The organism is Umezawaea tangerina (assembly GCF_003002815.1).
Lineage (GTDB): Bacteria > Actinomycetota > Actinomycetes > Mycobacteriales > Pseudonocardiaceae > Umezawaea > Umezawaea tangerina.
This window is the reverse complement of sequence record NZ_PVTF01000018.1, coordinates 126,402-143,126: the sequence shown is the minus strand read 5'-3', so window position 1 is coordinate 143,126 and position 16,725 is coordinate 126,402. Positions and strand designations below refer to the sequence as shown.

Below are 16,725 nucleotides of genomic sequence, written 5' to 3'. Positions count from 1 at the left end.
CCGGGCGAGGATGCGGTGATGCGCCAAGATCCGATCGCCGTCCTGGGACTGGGGGCCATGGGCCTGCCGATGGCCCGCAACCTCGCCCGCGCGGGCTTCCCGGTCACCGTCTGGAACCGCACGCCGGGCCGCGACGGCGAGGCCAGGTCGGCGGGGGCGGTCGTCGCCGCGAGCCCGGCCGAGGCCGCGCTGCCGGTCGTGCTGACCGTGCTGCCCGACCTCCCGGAGCTGCTCGACGTCCTGGAGGGCGACGACGGCCTGCTCGCCGGGTGGCGCAAGGCCGGGGTCGACCGGCCGCTGCTGGTCGTGGCGGGCACGGCGTCCCCGGCCGGGATCCGCGCGCTCGGCGACCGGCTGGGTGACGTGGGGCTGGTGGACGCCCCGGTCAGCGGCGGGGAGGTCGCCGCGGACGCCGGGACGCTGAGCGTCATGGTGGGCGGCCACGCCGACGACGTGCTCCGGTTGAGGCCGTACCTCGCCGTCCTGGGCACGACCGTCCGGCACGTGGGTCCGCTCGGCGCCGGGCAGCTCGCCAAGGCGTGCGACGGGGTCGTCGTCGCGGCCACCCTCGCCGCGGTGTCCGAGGCGCTCGCGCTGGCCGCCGCGGGCGGGCTCGACCCGGCCGTCGTGCTGGAGGTGCTGGGCGGCGGGCTCGCGGGCGGCCGGGCGCTGGAGGCGGGGAAGGACAGGTGGCTGTCCCACGACTACGCGCCCGGTCACCGCGTGTCAGACCAGCTGCGGGACCTCGTGTCCGCGACCGGTGCCGGACGCGAGGTCGGCGTGCCGATGCCGGTGGCGGCGACCGTCGAGCAGCTGTACTCGGCGACCCGCGCACTCGGGTTCGGCGACGACGACCACGCGGCCGTCCGCCGGTTCTACGAGGCGCTGGCTGGCAAGGAGTCGGCGATGTAGGCGCCGATGCCGGCCATGCCGCGCTGGTTCGGGTGCAGGGGAGCGGCGACCGTCGTCGGCACCAGGCCCTCGAACCAGCGCCGGGAGACCGGCGCGCACACGTCGTGGCCGACGCTGGGCGGGGCGATGTCCACGAACCGGGCGCCGTGCGCCGCGGCCTGGTCCGCGAACAGCGCGTTCAGCCGGTCGATGCTCGCCTGGAGGTAGTCGGAGTCGCGGCCCCACAGCGGCTGCACGGGGTAGCACCCGCCGGGGCGGATGTAGGTGCCGTACCCGACGACCACGACGTCCGCCCGCGGCGCGCGGGCGTGGACGCCGTCCAGCACCGCCCCGAACTCGTCGGCGAACGCGTCGATCTTCACCGCGAGCTGGTCGGTGCCACCGGCGGTGAGCCGGTCCTCGCAGGACAGGCCGACGGGCTCGGGCAGCAGGTTCACGCAGCCCAGCGCGGCACCCACCAGACCGATGTCGTTGCCGCCGATGGTGAGCGTGACCAGGTCGGTCGTCGGGGTGAGGGCGTCGAACTGCGGCGGCACCGCGCCGAGGAACGTGGTCTGGCCGCCCTCGAAGTCGTCGGCGACCGCGCCCGAGCAGGTGACGTCGCGGAACTCCGCCACGCCCAGGGTGGAGGCCAGCACCGACGGCCAGTTCCTGGTGGACCGCAGGCAGCCCAGGTGCAGCACGTCCTGGTTCGGGATCAGCGGCCCGGCCGCCGCGGAGTCGCCGAGGGCGACGTACTCGGTGTAGCGCGGCGCGGCGGACGCCGTGCCGGTCGTGGCTGTGATCGACAACGCCGCCAACAGCACTGGTAGCAGCCTGCGCACGGAATCCTCCTGAGTGTCACCAACTGGTCTGGATGACATGATGTGGCCAACACCGGTCCACCGCGCCTGGGAGTTCACGCAAAACCCGATGGGGGCACTTGTGACGGGTCACAAGCTCACCGTGAACGGCCGTCCCCTGCACGAGCAGCTGGTCCGCGGCCGGTCCATCGCCCGCGACCTGGTGGCCCGGTTCGTCGAGGAGATCCCGCTCTACCAGGCGCTCCCGCGCGAGGAGCTCGACGGCGACATCACCCGGATCACCGCGACCAACCTGCGGATCGTCGAGCGGATGCTGCGCACCGGTCTCCCGCCCACCGAGGCGGACCTCGGCGACCTGGCCACCTCCGCCGCCCGCCGCGCCACCGAGGGCGTGCCGCTGGGCGCCGTGCTGACCGCGTACAGCCTCGGCATCCGCGCGATGTGGCACGCCCTGCTCGACGACGCCGCCCCGGAGGACCTCGCGGACGTGCTCGCCGCGACCGACCTGGTGTTCCGGTTCCAGCAGACCGCGGTCTCGGTGGTCGCGACCGCCTACGCCGAGGAGCGCCAGACGATCTTCGGGCACGAGCGGGACGCCCGGCACGCCCTGGTGTCCGCGCTGCTCGCGGGCGAACCGGTCGGCAGCCGGGTCGGCGACCGGCACCTCGTGCTCGCACTGGCGATCGGCGGGGTCCCCGAGGACGGCGCCGACGCGGGGATCGCGGCCCGGCGCGCGCTGCGGCGGGTGCAGGACGAGCTGGACCCGACGGCGCTGCACCTGCTCGACACCACCGGAGGTGTCGCCCTGCTGCCGCCCGACCAGCTCGACCGGCTGCCCGCCCTGGTCGCCAGGCTCGGCGCCGCGGCGGGGGTCGACATCACCGCCGCGCACGACGCGGCGGACACCGCGGACCTGCCGGAGGCGCACCGGCGCGCCCGCGACGTGCTCGACACCGTGCTGCGGCTCGGCCGTCCACCGGGGCTCTACCGGCTCCAGGACGTGCTGCTGGAGTACCAGCTCGGCCAGGTGACCCCGGCGACGGCGGCGCTCGCGGCGCTGCTCGACCCGTTGGCGGGCAACCCGGACCTGCTGCCGACGCTGGAGGTCCACCTCGCCGAGGACCTGAACCGGCGGCGCACCGCGGCCCGGCTGCACATCCACCCGAACACCGTGGACTACCGGCTGCGCCGGGTGGTCGCGCTGACCGGGCTGGACCCGGCCCGGCCGCAGGACCTCCAGCACATCGGCGCCGCGCTGGCGGCACGCCGCGTGATCGGGTTACCCCTGAAGGGCGGTACCGGCGGGGCAGCGGGGTGAACCCCCACCGCGGGTGGCCCGACCACGCCACTCTGGGCGGGTGAGGGATCTGCGGCGGGAGTTCGTGCGGCTGTGCCGGTGCGTGGTGACCGGGCCCAGGTGGCAGCTGGTGATCGTGGTCGTCGTGTCGGCCTGGTCGTGCGCCTGGATCCTCGGGCAGGTCGGGGGGACCCCCACCTCGCCGCTCGCCGTCCTGCGCGGGCCCCTGGACTGGGCGGGCGTCCCGATCGGCTGGCTGGACGCGGTCGGCGGCTGGATCCGCGACCGGCAGGACGTGCTCGCCGGGCTCGCGGTCGTGGCCGGGCTGCTCTGGGCGGTCACGACCGAGCGCGGCAGGCTGGCCGCGCCGACGGGCTGGTTCGCGGTGCTGGTCGCCGCCGAGGCGATCGGGTACGCGGCGGCCGTGCACCGGGCGCTGCTCACCCTCGCGGTCGTGATCGGCGTCTTCGCCGTGCTGTCCTACGTCGGGCGCCGGGCGTTCGTGGTCGACCGGATCGCGCTGCTGCCCAGGGGGGTCCTGCACGCGGGCGCGACGGCCGTGACGCTGTCCGCCGTGGTGCCGCTCATCGCGCCGGGGCTGCTCCTGGCGGGGCTGGTGCGGCCGTACGTGACCAGGCCGCCGAGGTTGGACCCGACCCGGCCGCACATCCCGCGCCAGCGCTCCCACCCGGTCGGGAACCCCGTCGGGAACCCCGCCGAGGAGCACCGCTCCGCCTGACCGCCGGGAACCGCCCCCGCGCACGGCGACCGGGCGCCCGCGCGTCCTCTAAGCCCTGGACGCGTGCCCGTCCGGGCGCCCGAACGGGCGATCGCTCGGAAGTCACCCGATAGGGGGACGCGATCCAGGGTGGCGTGAGCGGGTTCTCTGTAACGAAGGCCTCTCCGGGGTCGATAAGAACTTTCGCTCGTTCACCCGAAAGGTTCACATCGGCCGATCGTGCTTTATCGGCAGCCCCTGTAATGGGGGCCAAACGAGCGGTCTGCGGGGAGGATACGGGTGGATTTCTATCGATTTGGATCACGCATGCGCAGGTGGCGCAGGGTGCGGACGCTCCGAGGAATGCGATAATGACTCACGGTTGGCCTCTCACGAGTTAATCTCTTGGCGACCAGGTGAAAATGCGGTACCCCGAGCCAAGTGTCCAGAGAAACTCGCGCTGGTCCTACTGGTCCGTAACTTTTAAGGATGCACACGTGCCTGACAATCCCGCCAGAGGACGACTCGCCAGAGTCATGCGTCGGCAGCCGGTCCAGCAGCGCGGGGCGGCGACCGTGACCGCGATACTCGACGCCTGCTCGACGCTGCTGAACGAGCAGGACTACGACGACATCACCACGGCGCGGATCGTCGAGCTGGCGGGCGTGCCGATCGGCTCGTTCTACCAGTACTTCCCGGACAAGCGGTCCGTCGTGCACGCGCTCGCGCTGCGCGGCATGGAGGAGTACCTGGCCGAGGTCGACGTCCTGTTCGACGGCGGCACGCTGTCCGACGACTGGCGCGAGGCCATGGGCCAGGTCGTGGGCGTGTACATGCGGATGCTGGTCGACGTGCCGGGTTTCGGGCGGATCCGGTTCAGCGACCTGCTCGACGGGCACCGCCTCGACTCGAGCGTCGACCAGTACGAGCTGATGGCCGAGCGGCTGGCGGAGCTGTTCGTCGACCGGTTCGGCGCGCCGGGCGACGGGCCGGTGCGGCTGACGTTCCGGATGGCCGCGCAGACCGCCGACAGCCTGTTCACCCTCGCCTCCCAGCTCTCCGGCGAGGACCGCTTCCACGTGCTGCGCAAGGCCGACGAGGTCATCTCCACGATGCTCGCCGAGGTGCTCGACCCGAGCTGACTTGCCCTTCCCCATGCGGTGGTGTGGGCTGGTCCGGTGACGAGCGACGAGTTCGACGTGATCGTGATCGGTGGCGGCCCGGTGGGGGAGAACGCGGCGGGGCGGACCGCCGCGGGAGGTCTGCGGACCGCGCTGGTGGAGGCCGAGCTGTTCGGCGGCGAGTGCTCCTACTGGGCGTGCATGCCGAGCAAGGCGCTCCTGCGGCCCGGCCACGTGCTGGCGGCCGCGAAGCGGATGCCGGGGGTGCCGGTCGGGGACCGGCTGGACGCCGCGGCCGTTCTCGAGCGCCGCACCCGGTTCACCTCCGACTGGGACGACTCCGGTCAGGTCCAGTGGGCCGAGGGCGCGGGCATCGTGCCCGTCCGCGGCCGGGGTGTCATCACCGGCGAGCGCGAGGTGACCGTCGGGGACCGAGTGCTGACCGCGCGCCGCGCCGTGGTGGTCGCGACCGGCAGCGTGCCGCGCGTGCCGTCGCTGCCGGGGCTGTCCGACGTGCCGCACTGGTCCTCCCGCGAGGCGACCTCGGCCAAGGAGGTGCCAGCCTCCCTCGTCGTGCTCGGCGGCGGTGTGGTCGGCGTCGAGATGGCGCAGGCGTGGGCCGTGCTGGGCGCCGAGGTGACCCTGGTGATCTCGCAGGACCGGCCGCTGGCCAAGTTCGAGGACTTCGTCGGCGACCTGGTGGCCGACGGGCTGCGCGCGGACGGCGTGACGATCCACACCGGGGCCAAGGCGTCCTCGGTGTCCGAAGTGGACGGCGGGGTCGAGCTGACCCTCGGCGACGGCACGAAGGTCGTGGCCGAGCACCTGCTCGTCGCCACCGGCCGCGAGCCCGCCACCCGCGACCTCGGCCTGGAGGCGTTCGGGATCGAGGCGGGCAAGGCGCTGCCCGTGGACGACACCGGCCGGGTGTCCGGTGTGGACTGGCTGTACGGCTGCGGCGACGTCACCGGCCGCGCACCGCTGACGCACCAGGGCAAGTACGCCGCCCGCGCGGTCGGCTCCGCGATCCTGGCCGACGCCCGCGACCCCGAGCCGTGGACGGTCACCGTCGCGACCGCGGACCACGCCGCCGTCCCGCAGGTCGTGTTCACCGACCCCGAGGTCGCCTTCGTGGGCCGCACCGCCGACCAGGCGCGCGCGGCGGGGCTCACCGTGAAGGTGGTCGACCTGGACATCGCCGTCGCCGGGTCCTCGTTGCACGCCGACGGGTACAAGGGCAAGGCGCGCATGGTCGTGGACGAGGACAAGCGGACACTGGTCGGTGTCACGTTCGTCGGGCAGGACGTCGCCGAGATGCTGCACGCCGCCACGATCGCCGTCGTCGGCGAGGTGACCGTGGACCGGCTGTGGCACGCGGTCCCGGCTTACCCGACGATCAGCGAGGTGTGGTTGCGGCTGCTGGAGTCCTACGGGCTGTGACCCGGCCTACGCGCTGGCTGTCCCCGTCGGACCGGGTATCTAAGCTGAGGACGTGACCAGGGGCGTCGTCGTCACCGCGACAGCGGCGTCGCTCTGGTGCGCGTTCGTCCTCGCGGCGACGTTTCGCCACGCGGCGCCGCCCTCGGCGATGGCGGTGTACGTCCCGGCGGTCCTCGTGCTGCCGGTCGTCCTGCTCACGTTGCGGCGCGTGGGCAAGGACGCCCTGCTGGCGTTGGCGCTGGTGCCCAGAGCGCTGCTGGTGCTCGGCCTGCTCGTCGCGCTGTTCGGCTGGCTGTTCGCCTGCGGCGCGCTGCACGGGCAGCCGGGCACCGAACGCCTCGGCACGTTCGCCGGTGTGGTCCTGGTGCTGCACGCGGTGTTCGGGCTCGTCGCCGTGGGTCTGGTGAAGGTGGACGAGAACCCGCACCTGCGCTGACCGGACGTCATTGCCCGGTGGGCAAGCGCAGTGCGCGCTCGGCCGCGGCGACGAGGTCGGCGTCGGTCGCCGAGGAGTCGCCGTCCAGCCACACGGCCTGGGCCAGCCGCACCTGCGTCCCCTTGGTGGTGCTGGCGAAGGCGGACCGGTCGAACGACCTGGGGCCGCCCGGCCACGCCTTGCCGTCCTTGAGGAGCGTGGTGACGCCGCCGGAGCCCGCGGCGGCCGCGACGGTGTGCAGCTCTTGCGCGCTGGGCACGTCGGCGAGCGCGATCTCGGCGACGGCCACCGCGATGTGCCGATCGCCCGCCGCCGTCTCGTACTGCGCGCGGTGCAGCGCGGTGCACGGGTGCGCGGCCAGCCAGGCCTGGACGTCGCCGAAGGCGTGCCCGGCGCAGTCGGTGTCGCGGCCGGTGCCCCGCGGGGTGAAGTTCGCGCCGTCCACGACCACCGTGGTCGGCATGGACTCCGAGGTGACCGCGGGCGCGGTCTGCGGTGCCCCGCCGGAGTTCGACGCCACCACGATCCCGACGACGACCAGCAGGCACAGCAGCCCGGCCGCGAGGTAGGGCACCGCCTTGGGCAGCCGGGCGACGGTCCCCTTGACCGCGGTCGTCGCCGCCGAGCCCCTGGCGGGCACCTTCGGCAGCAGCATCGTCTGCGCCGACGACAGGTCCACGGCGATCTCGTCGGCGAACCCCTCGGCGAGCAGGTCCCGCGTCGAGGGCGGACCGCCGCTGGGGGAGAGCACGGCCAGCAGCCTCGCCGCGTGCTCCACCGAGCACGGCCGGTCGCCGGTGGCGAGCTCGCGCACGGCGGCCAGCAGCGAGGTCGGCTTGGGGTGCAGCACCCGCACGCCCCGGTTGAGGTCCGCGGTCGGCTGGTCCACGTGGCCGACGTACGGCCCGACCGCGACGACCGTGGTGACCGGCAGCGGCTCGGCGCGCATCGCCTGGATCCGGGCGCCCACCGCGAGCGCGGCCTCCAGCGCCTCGGCGGCCGGGCTCACCTCGCCGTCGGGCCGGTTCAGCGGCCAGCCGTCGATCTTCCACTTCCCGGTCAGCGGCGCCTCCAGCCGCACCGCCGGGTCGGGCAGGTCCACCCCCACGACGACCACGACACCGCGCGGCAGCACCACGACGGCCTCGACCGCACGGGGGCTGTCCGGGGGCTGGACGCCCAGCAGCGCGACGCCGCCGAGCACGTGGTCCCCCACACCCCAGGTGGTCAGGGCCGCGCGCACGTCCTTGCCGACGTCCGACGGTGACGCCCCCAGCCGGATCAACCGCACGTGATCACCCTCATCCACACGGTGCGACACGGTAGTCGCGCTGGGACCGGACCGATCGCCAGGCTCGCGGCGCGCCACCGCCGTGTCGGTCGTCACCGGCGCGCGCCTCGGCAGTCGCTACTCCTTGGGGCGCAAGCACTACCGTCCGTGTGAAGCACCTGCCCGGAGGGGGCGCGGCGGCGCGGTCGCCGGATGATCACGCGAAGATCACGCGGAGATCTCGGGTTTTGCCCGAGCGGTTCATGATTTGGGCCGTCTGCACGCACTTTAGGGTCAAAAGTCCTGTATCTGGGCCGCCAGGGTGGTGATCGCGCTGGTTCTTCTGGCGGACAGCTGCGACAGCAGGCAGAATGGCCGCAGCGGGAATTCGCTTGATCGTCCGTTTCGACAGGTCGTAGGGGAAGACGTCCCTCGTCGAGTAGCGGAGGTCAGCTGTGAGCACCCGTGGCAGCACCAGTGGCGTGGTCTACGTCCACTCGTCGCCGTCTGCGGTCTGTCCGCACGTCGAGTGGGCTATCTCGGGCACCCTCGGTGAGCGAGTGGACCTCCGGTGGGCGGCACAGCCCGCGGCGCCGGGGCAGTTGCGCGCCGAATGCGCTTGGACCGGCGACGTCGGGACGGGCAGTAAACTCGTGTCCGCGTTGCGGGCGTGGCCGATGCTCCGATTCGAGGTGACGGAGGATCCGAGCGACGGCGTGGACGGCGAGCGCTTTTGCTTTGCCCCCGTGCTAGGCCTGTGGCACGCGAGGACCAGTGCCAACGGCGACATCATGGTGTCCGAGGACCAGCTCCGCGCGCTCGCCTTGCGCAGCCGCGGTGGCGAGTCCTTCGCACACGGCGTGGACGAACTGCTCGGCGCCGCGTGGGATGACGCGCTGGAGCCATTCCGCCGTGCCGGTGACGGCGCGCCGGTGACGTGGCTGCACCGTGTCGGCTGAGACTTCGCGGACGGGTGCCCCCGCATTGTGGAATCGCGGGGGTTCCCGTCCGTCGAGCGTTCGTGAGAATTTTATGAGCACCCCTCGGAATTAGCGGCGCTAATACGAAGGCCGCGCACTTTCGGCCGGAAGCCACGCCTGCATGAGTTCCGCGTAAGCGGGTGAAGTCCGGACCAGATCGGTGTGCTCGCCCACCAGCGCCGGACCGCCGTCCATCACGAGCACCCGCTTCGCCCGCAGCGCCGAGGACAGCCGGTGCGCGATCACGACGAGAACGCCGCCGCGTTCGGCGAACGCCCGTTCCACTTTCGCCTCGGCCGTCGGGTCGAGGTGCGAGGTCGCCTCGTCCAGGATCACGATCTCGGCCGGGCACGCGAACACCCGAGCCACCGCGAGCAGCTGCGCCTCGCCCGCCGACATCCCCGAGCCCGCGTGGCCGAGGGCGCCGTCCAGCCCGCCCAGCCCGGCGACGAGGTCGGTCGCGCCCACCGCGTCGACCGCCGCCAGCAGCTCGGCGTCCGTCGCGTCCGGCGTGAACAGCGCGAGGTTCTCCCGCACGGTCCCGGTGAAAAGGTAGGTCTCCTGGGGGATCAACGCGATCCGCCGGTGCCGCACCGCGGGCCGCACCAGGTGCACGGGCACCCCGCCCAGCGCCGCGGTGCCCTCGCGCGGGGCCATCAGCCCGGTCAGCAGGCCCGCCAGCGTGGACTTCCCGATCCCGCTCGGACCCACCACGGCCAGGTGGTCGCCCGGCGCGAGGTCCAGGTCGAGGTCGCGCACGACCGGCTCGGCGTGCTCACCCCAGCCGAACGTCACCCCGCGCAGCGACACCGCGTTCCCGGTCGGCACCTCGTCACCCGCCGGGGGAGCGGGGGCGGGCGCTGCTTCGGAGAGCCTGCGCAGCGCGACCATCAACCGCAGCACCACCGTGCTCGTGGTGTCGGCCAGCCGCCGCAGCGCGGGCTGCACGCTGGTGCTCAGGTACACCACGGCACCCAGCACCGCACCGGCCGTGAGCTGCCCGGACGCCACCTTCGCCGGTGCGGCCACCACCAGCAGCGCCAACGGCGCGAACCCGCCGACCGCGATCACCAGCCCGCGCAGGGAGTTCGCCCACGCGACCCGCACGGACGCGTCCGCCTGCCGGTCGATCGCGGCCGACACCTCGTCGCCCGCCTCCTGCTCGGCACCGCAGGCGACGACGTCGCGGATGCCGACGAGCACCGTGCCCGCGACCTCCGCGCTCCGCTCGTCGGACATCACCTGCTCGCGCTGCCGCCGGGCCAGCGAGGGCAGCAGGAGCCCGAACAGCACCAGCGCGAGCACGACCGGCGACACCACCAGCCACGCCAGGTCCGCCACCGTGGTCACCAGCCCGACCAGCGCCGCGGTCGTCGTGACCAGCAGCGCGCGGGCCTGCACCAGCACACCCGCGGTGGCGTCGCGCACCACCTCGACGTGCCGGGTGATCCGCGCGACGGCGCTCGCGTCGGGCTGCCGCCGGTGCGTCGCGCCGTCGTGCAGGACACCCCGCACGACCACGCCCACCAGCGCGTCCCGCATCGGCTCGATCACCGCGCCGAGGTGCCGGAACACCTGGCGCAGCCCGAACCCGCCGAGCACCGCGACGGCGGCGAACACCAGCAGCCACCCGACACCGACCAGCGGCTGCCCGACGGCGAACCCGCGGTCGACCGCCAGCGACACGAGCCGTCCGGACAGGAAGGCGGGCACGCCCTCCAGCACCGACCAGCCGAGCAGGACCAGCACACCCCGCCGTTGTCCGGCCAGCGCTCCGAAGTACAGCCGCAGCACGTCCATCAGATCCAGCCTCCGGGGCGGTAGGCCCGAACCAGCAATCCTTCGATCAACAGTCCTTTGTCGGAGAACGCGTGCATCAGACGTCGCCCCCGGTGAACACGGCCCGGTAGTCGGGGTCAAGCCACAGCGCCTCGTGCGGACCGGTGGCGCGCACCTCGCCGTCCACCAGCCACACCACGAGGTCGGCGCGGCGGGCGGTGGCGGCGCGGTGCGTGACGACGACCTTGGTGCGACCGGGTAGGGCGGCCTCGATCGCCTTGTCCACGGAGGCCTCGGTGACCATGTCCAGGCTGGCGGTGGCGTCGTCGAGCACGAGGACGTCGGGGTCGCGCGCGAGGGCCCTCGCGAGGCCGAGGCGCTGCGCCTCACCACCGGACAGCGGCGTGTCGGCCATGGGCGTGTCGTAGCCCTGGGGCAGCCGCACCACCACGTCGTGGACCTGCGCGGCCACGCACGCCGCGCGCACCCGCCGCTTGCCCGCGTCGGCGCCGTAGCGGATCGACTCGCCGACGGTCGCGCCGAGCAGCGCGGGCCGTTCGAAGGCGTAGCCGACCTCGCCGTCGCGGCGCACCTCACCGGTGTCCGGAGTGGACAGTCCGCCGATCACGGCCGCCAGCGCGGACTTCCCCGCGCCGGACCGGCCGACGACCGCGACGAACGTGCCCGCGGGGATCCGCAGGTGCACGTCGCGCAGCGCGCCCTCGACCGTCACGTTGTGCAGCTCCAGGTCGCCCGCGGACGCCGGGGCGGGTGGCGCGTCGCGGCGGGGGAGCGGGGTGTCGAGCACCTCGACCAGCCGGGTCGCGCTCGCGCGGGTCCTGGCGAACGTCGTCAGCGCGGGCAGCTGGCCGACCACGCCCATGCCCAGCGCCACGTACCCCAGCGTCGCCAGCAGGTCGCCGATGGTCAGCCGACCGGCGACGACGCCGAAACCCGCGGCGGTCAGCACGGCCAGCTCCACGGCGGGCAGCAGCAGCCCGGCCCGCCAGATCATCTTCGCCTGGGTGCGCCACATCCCGATGCCCGCCGCGGCGAGCGTCGGCAGCGGCCGCAGCACCCGGCGCGACTCCTGCTCGGCGGTGCCGGACACGGCGATCGTGCGCAGGCCCGACACGGCGTCGAGCAGCCGGGCGGACAGCTCGCCCGACACGTTCTGGTAGGTGGCCACGTCGTCGGCGGTGAGCCGCATGTGGGTGCGCACCAGCAGCATCGCCAGCGGCACGCTGAGCAGGAACACCGCGGCCAGCCGCCAGTCCATCAGCGCCAGCGCGACCACCGCGCCGACCGAGCTGACGACCGTCACGACCAGCACGATCAGGATCACCGAGATGCCGCCCGCGATGGCGGAGTCGCCGGTCACCCGGCTGACCGCGTCGCCCGCCGCGAACGGGGACGGGTGGCCGAGCCCGAGCAGGTGGGCGGACACCCGGTGGCGCAGCCAGGCGGTGACCCTGGCGGTGATCGCCGCGGCCAGGACGACGCCGATCGCGTCGCCCACGACCTCCACGGACACCAACGACACCAGCCACAGCACGGTCGTGGGGTCCAGCCTGCCCGCCAGCGCCATGTCGACGGTGTTCGCCAGCGCCGCGGGCAGCACCAGCCCGGCGGTCGTGGCCAGCGCGGCGTTGAGCACGAGGAGCAGCCAACGGCGGTCGTGGTCGGCCGCTTCGACCAGCAGCGCGTCGCCCGGTTGGGCCATCGCTGTTCCCTCCGGTGAGAGGTGGGCGCATCATGGGAGAAGGGCCCGACGGCAGCCGCACCGATTCGTGGTCGGTCGCTGCCGTCGGACCCTTGTGTCACCGGGTGAGCGGCACACTTCGCTTGTGCCGCTCACCCGACCTCTGCGGGAAGACCTAGCAGAGGACCAGGCTCGCGGAGGAGTGGCTGCACGGCAGCAGCAGGCTCGCGCTGGAGGCCGTCGTGCTGCCGCCGCCGCCGTGGCCGCTTGCCATGGCGTTGGACGGGGCCTCGGGGGTCTCGAGCTCCTGCATGTCGAGGATGAATCCCATTGTCTTGCTCCTCATTCAGCGAACTTCTCGGGGTTTACTGCTCCACCGGCCACTCGGGACCGGGGGTCTATGGGGTGGGCGCGGCTCCGAGGAACGGGAGCACCGAGGCGTCCCCGTCCATCACGGAGGCCAGCGCCAGCAGCACACCGGCACCGCCGGTGTTGAGGTCCATCGACAGCCGCCGCAGCTGCATGCCGGGGAACGCCAACCCGTCCCGGTAGGGGACGGCGTGCCACGCGAGCGCGGCCAGGTGTCGTCGCATCGCCTGCTCGAACACCGGGTCGGGCTGTCGCCGCACGGCCTGCGCCAACGTCGCGAGCAGACCCATCCGGCCGAGCACCAGGCCGGGGTGGATCACGAACTCGCCCGCGGCGCCGCGCAGCAGGTCGGGAAGTCGGGTGACGCTCTCGGCGTCGGGTGCGTGCCGGGCGTACTGGTTGAGCACCAGCGCGATGCCCGCGCCGCCGACCTCGACGTAGGGCAGCGTGCGGTAACCGCCGTCGCGAACCTGCGTCGAGCCGTCGAGGGCGACCATGCACTCCGCGAGGTCGCGGTCCAGCGCCTGCCCGGCCAGGTCGAGCCAGCCGCGGTCGCCGCTGTGCTCGAACAGCCGCAGGAACAGCAGCGCCGGGCCCGACCAGCCGTGCAGCAGACCGGCCTTCGCCTTGGGACCGGGCCCCTCGGCGAGCTGGAGCTCCAAGCCCAGCCGGTCGGCGATCCCGATGGCCTGGCCGAGGAAGTCGTCGTCCTCCCGGACGTCCGCGAAGTGCAGCAGGTTGAGGCCCACGCCCGACAGCCCGCTGCCGAGCCCGTGGTCCACCGTGCCGGGCAGCGTCTTCGCGTACTCGGTGACCAGGTCGGTCGCCAGCTCCTGGTGGCCGAACTCCTCCAGCACGTAGGCGATGCCGTGCGCGCCGGTGAAGAAACCGGGCTGCTTCGGCGGGTCGCGCCGCACCGAGTCCTGGAGCCACTGCTCGTACTCGGGGAACCGGCCCTGCCCGCTGACGTGCAGCGCGTGCAGCACACCCGCCGCGCCGTAGGCGAAGCACGCGCCGCCGACCTCGAACTGCTCGATGTCGCCGGGGAACAGCCGGTCGGTCCGCTCCGGGGTCGCGCTGGCCAGGATCGCGGTCGTGATGTCCCGGCACACCGCACGCCAGTCCGGGTCGCGCTCGTCGAGCGACGTCCTGGCCGGTGCGGGCGGCACCTCGCCGCGGGGGGTGAGGACGCGCTCGATCCGAGCGCAGTACTCCTCGGACAGGCCGAACCGGCGCCGGATGAAGTCGAGGTGCGACCGCAGCCGGGACGGTGCCAGCTCCAGCACCTCGTTGAGCGGCAGGAACAGCCACAGCCGCAGCGCGGCCAGCGGGTACTCGTCGATCTCGAAGCCCTCGCGGTCGGGCGGCGCCTGGAAGCCGGGCGCGCCGAGCGTGGGCCTGCGGGGGGCGTCGAGGTGGAAGGAGAGCTCGAAGTCGATCAGCGACATGCTGTCGTCGTCGTCGAGCAGGATGTTGAGGGAGTGCAGGTCGGCGAAGACCACACCGCGCTGGTGCAGCGCCTCGACCGTGGCCTCGACCCGGTCCACCACGGCGAGCGCGCGGGCCGTGTACTCGGTGATCCGCTCGTCGCCGACCCCGTTGTGCGTCAACGGGTAGTGCATGCCCAGCCACTGCCCGAGCGGCCTGCCCGGCATGTACTCCATGGCCAGGAAGTGGTGCTCCCACACGGTGAAGCGGTCGTACACCTGGGGCACGCCGGGGATCCCGTCCAGCCTGGTCAGGATCTTGAACTCGCGGTCGAGCCGGACCACGGCGTCGGTGTTGTCGCGGTCCAGCCCGGCGTGCGGCCGGGCCTCCTTCAGCACCACCTCGGCGCCGTCGGCCTTGCGGGTCGCCAGGTACACGCCGCCGCCGTTGGAGAAGTGCAGCGAGCGCACCACGTCGTAGGGGAACTCGTCCGGGTCGCCGCCGTTGCGGGCGGCCAGGTGCGGCACCAGGAACGCGGGCAGCTCGACCCACTCGGGGACCCAGAAGTTCGGCTTGCGCTGGTCCGGCACGAGCTCGCCGTCCGGGCCCTCGATCGCCAGCACCTGCTTGCCGTCCCGCTCCAGCCACTGCTCGACGAACCCGCCGTAGCGCACGTAGAGCGGACCGGCGCCGTAGCGGAGGTCGCTGAGGATGTACGCGCCATCCTCGCCGTCGAGCAGCTCGGACAGCTCGACCAGGATCCGCTCCAGCTCGACCTCGTCGGCCGGGTAGATCGCGACCAGCTTGCCGCTGGCCTCGCGGGGGGCGTACTTCGAGTTGCGGGCCAGCACGATCGACTGGGTGCGCAGGTACTTGAAGGAGATCCGGTGCTCGACGCAGTAGTCGTAGGTCGCCTTGAGGACGCGACCCGCGTTCGCCACCGTCGCCGACACGTGGATCTTCCAGCCCTGCTTCGCCAGCACCGCACCCTTGGGGTGCAGGTGCCGCCAGATGTTCTTCTCGCCCTGCGACCAGCCGTCGGGGAGCTCGGGGAGCTCGCGGGAGAAATCGTCGACGGAGGTTTCCGCATGGCTCTGGACGTCGTAGAAGTGACGATCCGCGAAGCAGTAAGCCTCATAGCGGAGATCCACCGGAATTCCCTCCCTTGGATGTTCCCAACTCGTTATCGGGACCGGCATATTTCCGCACAGTTGGCACAGTGAATCCAATCCGCCAGTCGGGCGACGCGTCTTGGACCGTTGGAGGGGCCGAATTCAGTGACCTACCCTCGCATTTACGACGCGCTGTCGACCATTGTCGAATGAATTCACCCGATCGCGATGTTTGTCAGGGTGTAACGCTCCCGTAACGACGGCGGCCCCAACTAAACGGAACTAGTCAGTTCACAAAGCCGTACCCCGCTCTACCAGCGGTATTTCCGCTTCTCGTTCGAATGACGACCCGCGTTTTGGGGGTCATCACCCTGCGTGCTCATCGGACAGGTGGGGCAACCGCGCGAATGGGGCCTTCCGCCGCACCGGGTTTGTCCATTCAGCGGTACGGAACCGCATTTCCCCAGGTCGCTCTGCCGGCCTGTTCTGTTCGACTCCTGATCGATGTCGCACTCTGCAACTCGCGAACGTGGGAACTTGTCACGCCATCGACCCTGTCGATGGCCACGATAGGATTATCAATGTCCCCCGATCGGTTGTTATGAGGATTCCTCACGCGATAATCGCAGAACAATTGTGCACATTCGTCACACGTTCGAGTGGAATAAAAGTCTCATCCGTGTCACCCGGTAGCGCACAGCCGGTTCCCGGTGCACCTGCTGGTTGTGGCACGCTCGAAACGTGACGACCGACGAGCACCGGCGCCCCCGCGCCCGCTGGGTCCTGCCGACCGCTGTCCTGGTGGCCGCCGCGTCCGTCGCGGGCGGCTTCCTCGCCCGCGACCTCTACCAGCGCCCCGCGAGTCCCGGCGCCTCCGGCACCGCCCCGTCCACCAGCTCCACGTCGAGCTCCGTCCCGCGCTCCAACCAGCCCGGCGACCCCGCCGTCACCCTCAGCGTCGACGCCTCGTTCCACCCCGACGGCACCCGCGTCAAGGAGGTGCTCCAGCGCTACTTCGACGCCATCAACTCCCGCGACTTCCAGACCTGGCGCACCGTCGTCACCAAGGACTTCAGCCGTCCCTTCACCGAGGCCAAGTGGCAACGCGACTACGACTCCACCACCGACGGCACCGTCATGGTCCAACGCATCGAAGCCGCCTCGACCGACCGCCTGCGCGTCATGATCAGCTTCATCAGCGTCCAAGACCCCACCAAGGCCCCCGTCGAACTCCCCGAGGACTGCATCCGCTGGCACGTCGTCTACCCCTTGCGCAACGAAGACGACAGCCTCCGCGTAGACACCGGCCCCGAGGGCTACACCCCCCAGTTCGAAGCCTGCTGACAGGCCACGGCGCG

At 72.5% G+C, this 16,725-nt stretch carries 14 protein-coding genes; 8 read left to right on the top strand and 6 right to left on the bottom strand.

Annotated features, from left to right (window positions below; genetic code table 11):
- Nucleotides 1–18: 18 nt before the first annotated feature.
- On the top strand, nt 19–912 hold the full coding sequence (locus CLV43_RS41630; protein ID WP_106195654.1) for an NAD(P)-dependent oxidoreductase: 894 nt from the start codon (nt 19–21) through the stop codon (nt 910–912).
- Here CLV43_RS41630 and CLV43_RS41625 read toward each other — a convergent pair.
- Entirely contained in the window at nt 876–1,736 is an 861-nt protein-coding gene (locus tag CLV43_RS41625) for an SGNH/GDSL hydrolase family protein (RefSeq protein WP_245887420.1), read from the bottom strand. The two genes, CLV43_RS41630 and CLV43_RS41625, sit on opposite strands and share 37 nt — an antisense overlap.
- Nucleotides 1,737–1,836: 100 nt before the next feature.
- On the opposite strand from CLV43_RS41625, the gene CLV43_RS41620 reads away from it, so the two are divergent.
- The 5 genes from CLV43_RS41620 to CLV43_RS41600 all read left to right on the top strand — a co-directional run bounded on the left by CLV43_RS41620 (nt 1,837) and on the right by CLV43_RS41600 (nt 6,727).
- On the top strand, nt 1,837–3,033 hold the full coding sequence (locus CLV43_RS41620) for a PucR family transcriptional regulator (RefSeq protein ID WP_106195651.1): 1,197 nt from the start codon (nt 1,837–1,839) through the stop codon (nt 3,031–3,033).
- A gap of 40 nt (nt 3,034–3,073) precedes the next feature.
- On the top strand, nt 3,074–3,751 hold the full coding sequence (locus CLV43_RS41615) for a hypothetical protein (RefSeq protein WP_106195649.1): 678 nt from the start codon (nt 3,074–3,076) through the stop codon (nt 3,749–3,751).
- Nucleotides 3,752–4,266: 515 nt separating this feature from the next.
- On the top strand, nt 4,267–4,872 hold the full coding sequence (locus CLV43_RS41610; protein ID WP_106195647.1) for a TetR/AcrR family transcriptional regulator: 606 nt from the start codon (nt 4,267–4,269) through the stop codon (nt 4,870–4,872).
- 36 nt (nt 4,873–4,908) lie between these two features.
- On the top strand, nt 4,909–6,291 hold the full coding sequence (locus CLV43_RS41605; protein WP_245887419.1) for a dihydrolipoyl dehydrogenase family protein: 1,383 nt from the start codon (nt 4,909–4,911) through the stop codon (nt 6,289–6,291).
- A gap of 52 nt (nt 6,292–6,343) precedes the next feature.
- Nucleotides 6,344–6,727 (top strand): hypothetical protein, encoded by a 384-nt coding sequence (locus CLV43_RS41600; protein ID WP_106195645.1) that lies wholly within the window; start codon nt 6,344–6,346, stop codon nt 6,725–6,727.
- 7 nt (nt 6,728–6,734) lie between these two features.
- Here the strand turns inward: CLV43_RS41600 and CLV43_RS41595 are convergent, their stop codons facing one another.
- Complete coding sequence (locus tag CLV43_RS41595; RefSeq protein ID WP_106195643.1) at nt 6,735–8,018, bottom strand: hypothetical protein; 1,284 nt, start codon at nt 8,016–8,018, stop codon at nt 6,735–6,737.
- Between the two features lie 434 nt (nt 8,019–8,452).
- On the opposite strand from CLV43_RS41595, the gene CLV43_RS41590 reads away from it, so the two are divergent.
- Nucleotides 8,453–8,956: a DUF3145 domain-containing protein gene (locus tag CLV43_RS41590; RefSeq protein ID WP_106195641.1), complete on the top strand. Its 504-nt coding sequence runs from the start codon at nt 8,453–8,455 to the stop codon at nt 8,954–8,956.
- A gap of 99 nt (nt 8,957–9,055) precedes the next feature.
- On the opposite strand, the gene CLV43_RS41585 is transcribed toward CLV43_RS41590, so the two are convergent.
- The 4 genes from CLV43_RS41585 to lanKC form a co-directional block, all read right to left on the bottom strand.
- Nucleotides 9,056–10,777 carry an ABC transporter ATP-binding protein gene (locus tag CLV43_RS41585; RefSeq protein WP_106195639.1) on the bottom strand — a complete coding sequence of 574 codons (1,722 nt, stop codon included), beginning with the start codon at nt 10,775–10,777 and terminating at the stop codon, nt 9,056–9,058.
- Between the two features lie 76 nt (nt 10,778–10,853).
- On the bottom strand, nt 10,854–12,479 hold the full coding sequence (locus CLV43_RS41580) for an ABC transporter ATP-binding protein (protein WP_106195638.1): 1,626 nt from the start codon (nt 12,477–12,479) through the stop codon (nt 10,854–10,856).
- 154 nt (nt 12,480–12,633) lie between these two features.
- Entirely contained in the window at nt 12,634–12,789 is a 156-nt protein-coding gene (locus tag CLV43_RS41575) for a SapB/AmfS family lanthipeptide (protein WP_106195636.1), read from the bottom strand.
- A 67-nt stretch (nt 12,790–12,856) separates the two neighbouring features.
- On the bottom strand, nt 12,857–15,406 hold the full coding sequence (gene lanKC / locus CLV43_RS41570) for a class III lanthionine synthetase LanKC (protein ID WP_106195634.1): 2,550 nt from the start codon (nt 15,404–15,406) through the stop codon (nt 12,857–12,859).
- Nucleotides 15,407–16,108: 702 nt separating this feature from the next.
- Here lanKC and CLV43_RS41565 point away from each other — a divergent pair.
- A complete protein-coding gene (locus CLV43_RS41565) occupies nt 16,109–16,711 on the top strand; it encodes a hypothetical protein (RefSeq protein ID WP_106195632.1) in 603 nt (200 codons plus the stop codon).
- Nucleotides 16,712–16,725: the final 14 nt, after the last annotated feature.

Excerpts from the sequence above, each read along its gene's own strand:
- CLV43_RS41630 (WP_106195654.1), top strand. The coding sequence starts at position 19 with ATGCGCCAAGATCCGATCGCCGTCCTGGGACTGGGGGCCATGGGCCTG.
- CLV43_RS41610 (WP_106195647.1), top strand. The coding sequence starts at position 4,267 with ATGCGTCGGCAGCCGGTCCAGCAGCGCGGGGCGGCGACCGTGACCGCG.
- CLV43_RS41585 (WP_106195639.1), bottom strand. The coding sequence starts at position 10,777 with ATGGACGTGCTGCGGCTGTACTTCGGAGCGCTGGCCGGACAACGGCGG.
- CLV43_RS41580 (WP_106195638.1), bottom strand. The coding sequence starts at position 12,479 with ATGGCCCAACCGGGCGACGCGCTGCTGGTCGAAGCGGCCGACCACGAC.
- CLV43_RS41575 (WP_106195636.1), bottom strand. The coding sequence starts at position 12,789 with ATGGGATTCATCCTCGACATGCAGGAGCTCGAGACCCCCGAGGCCCCG.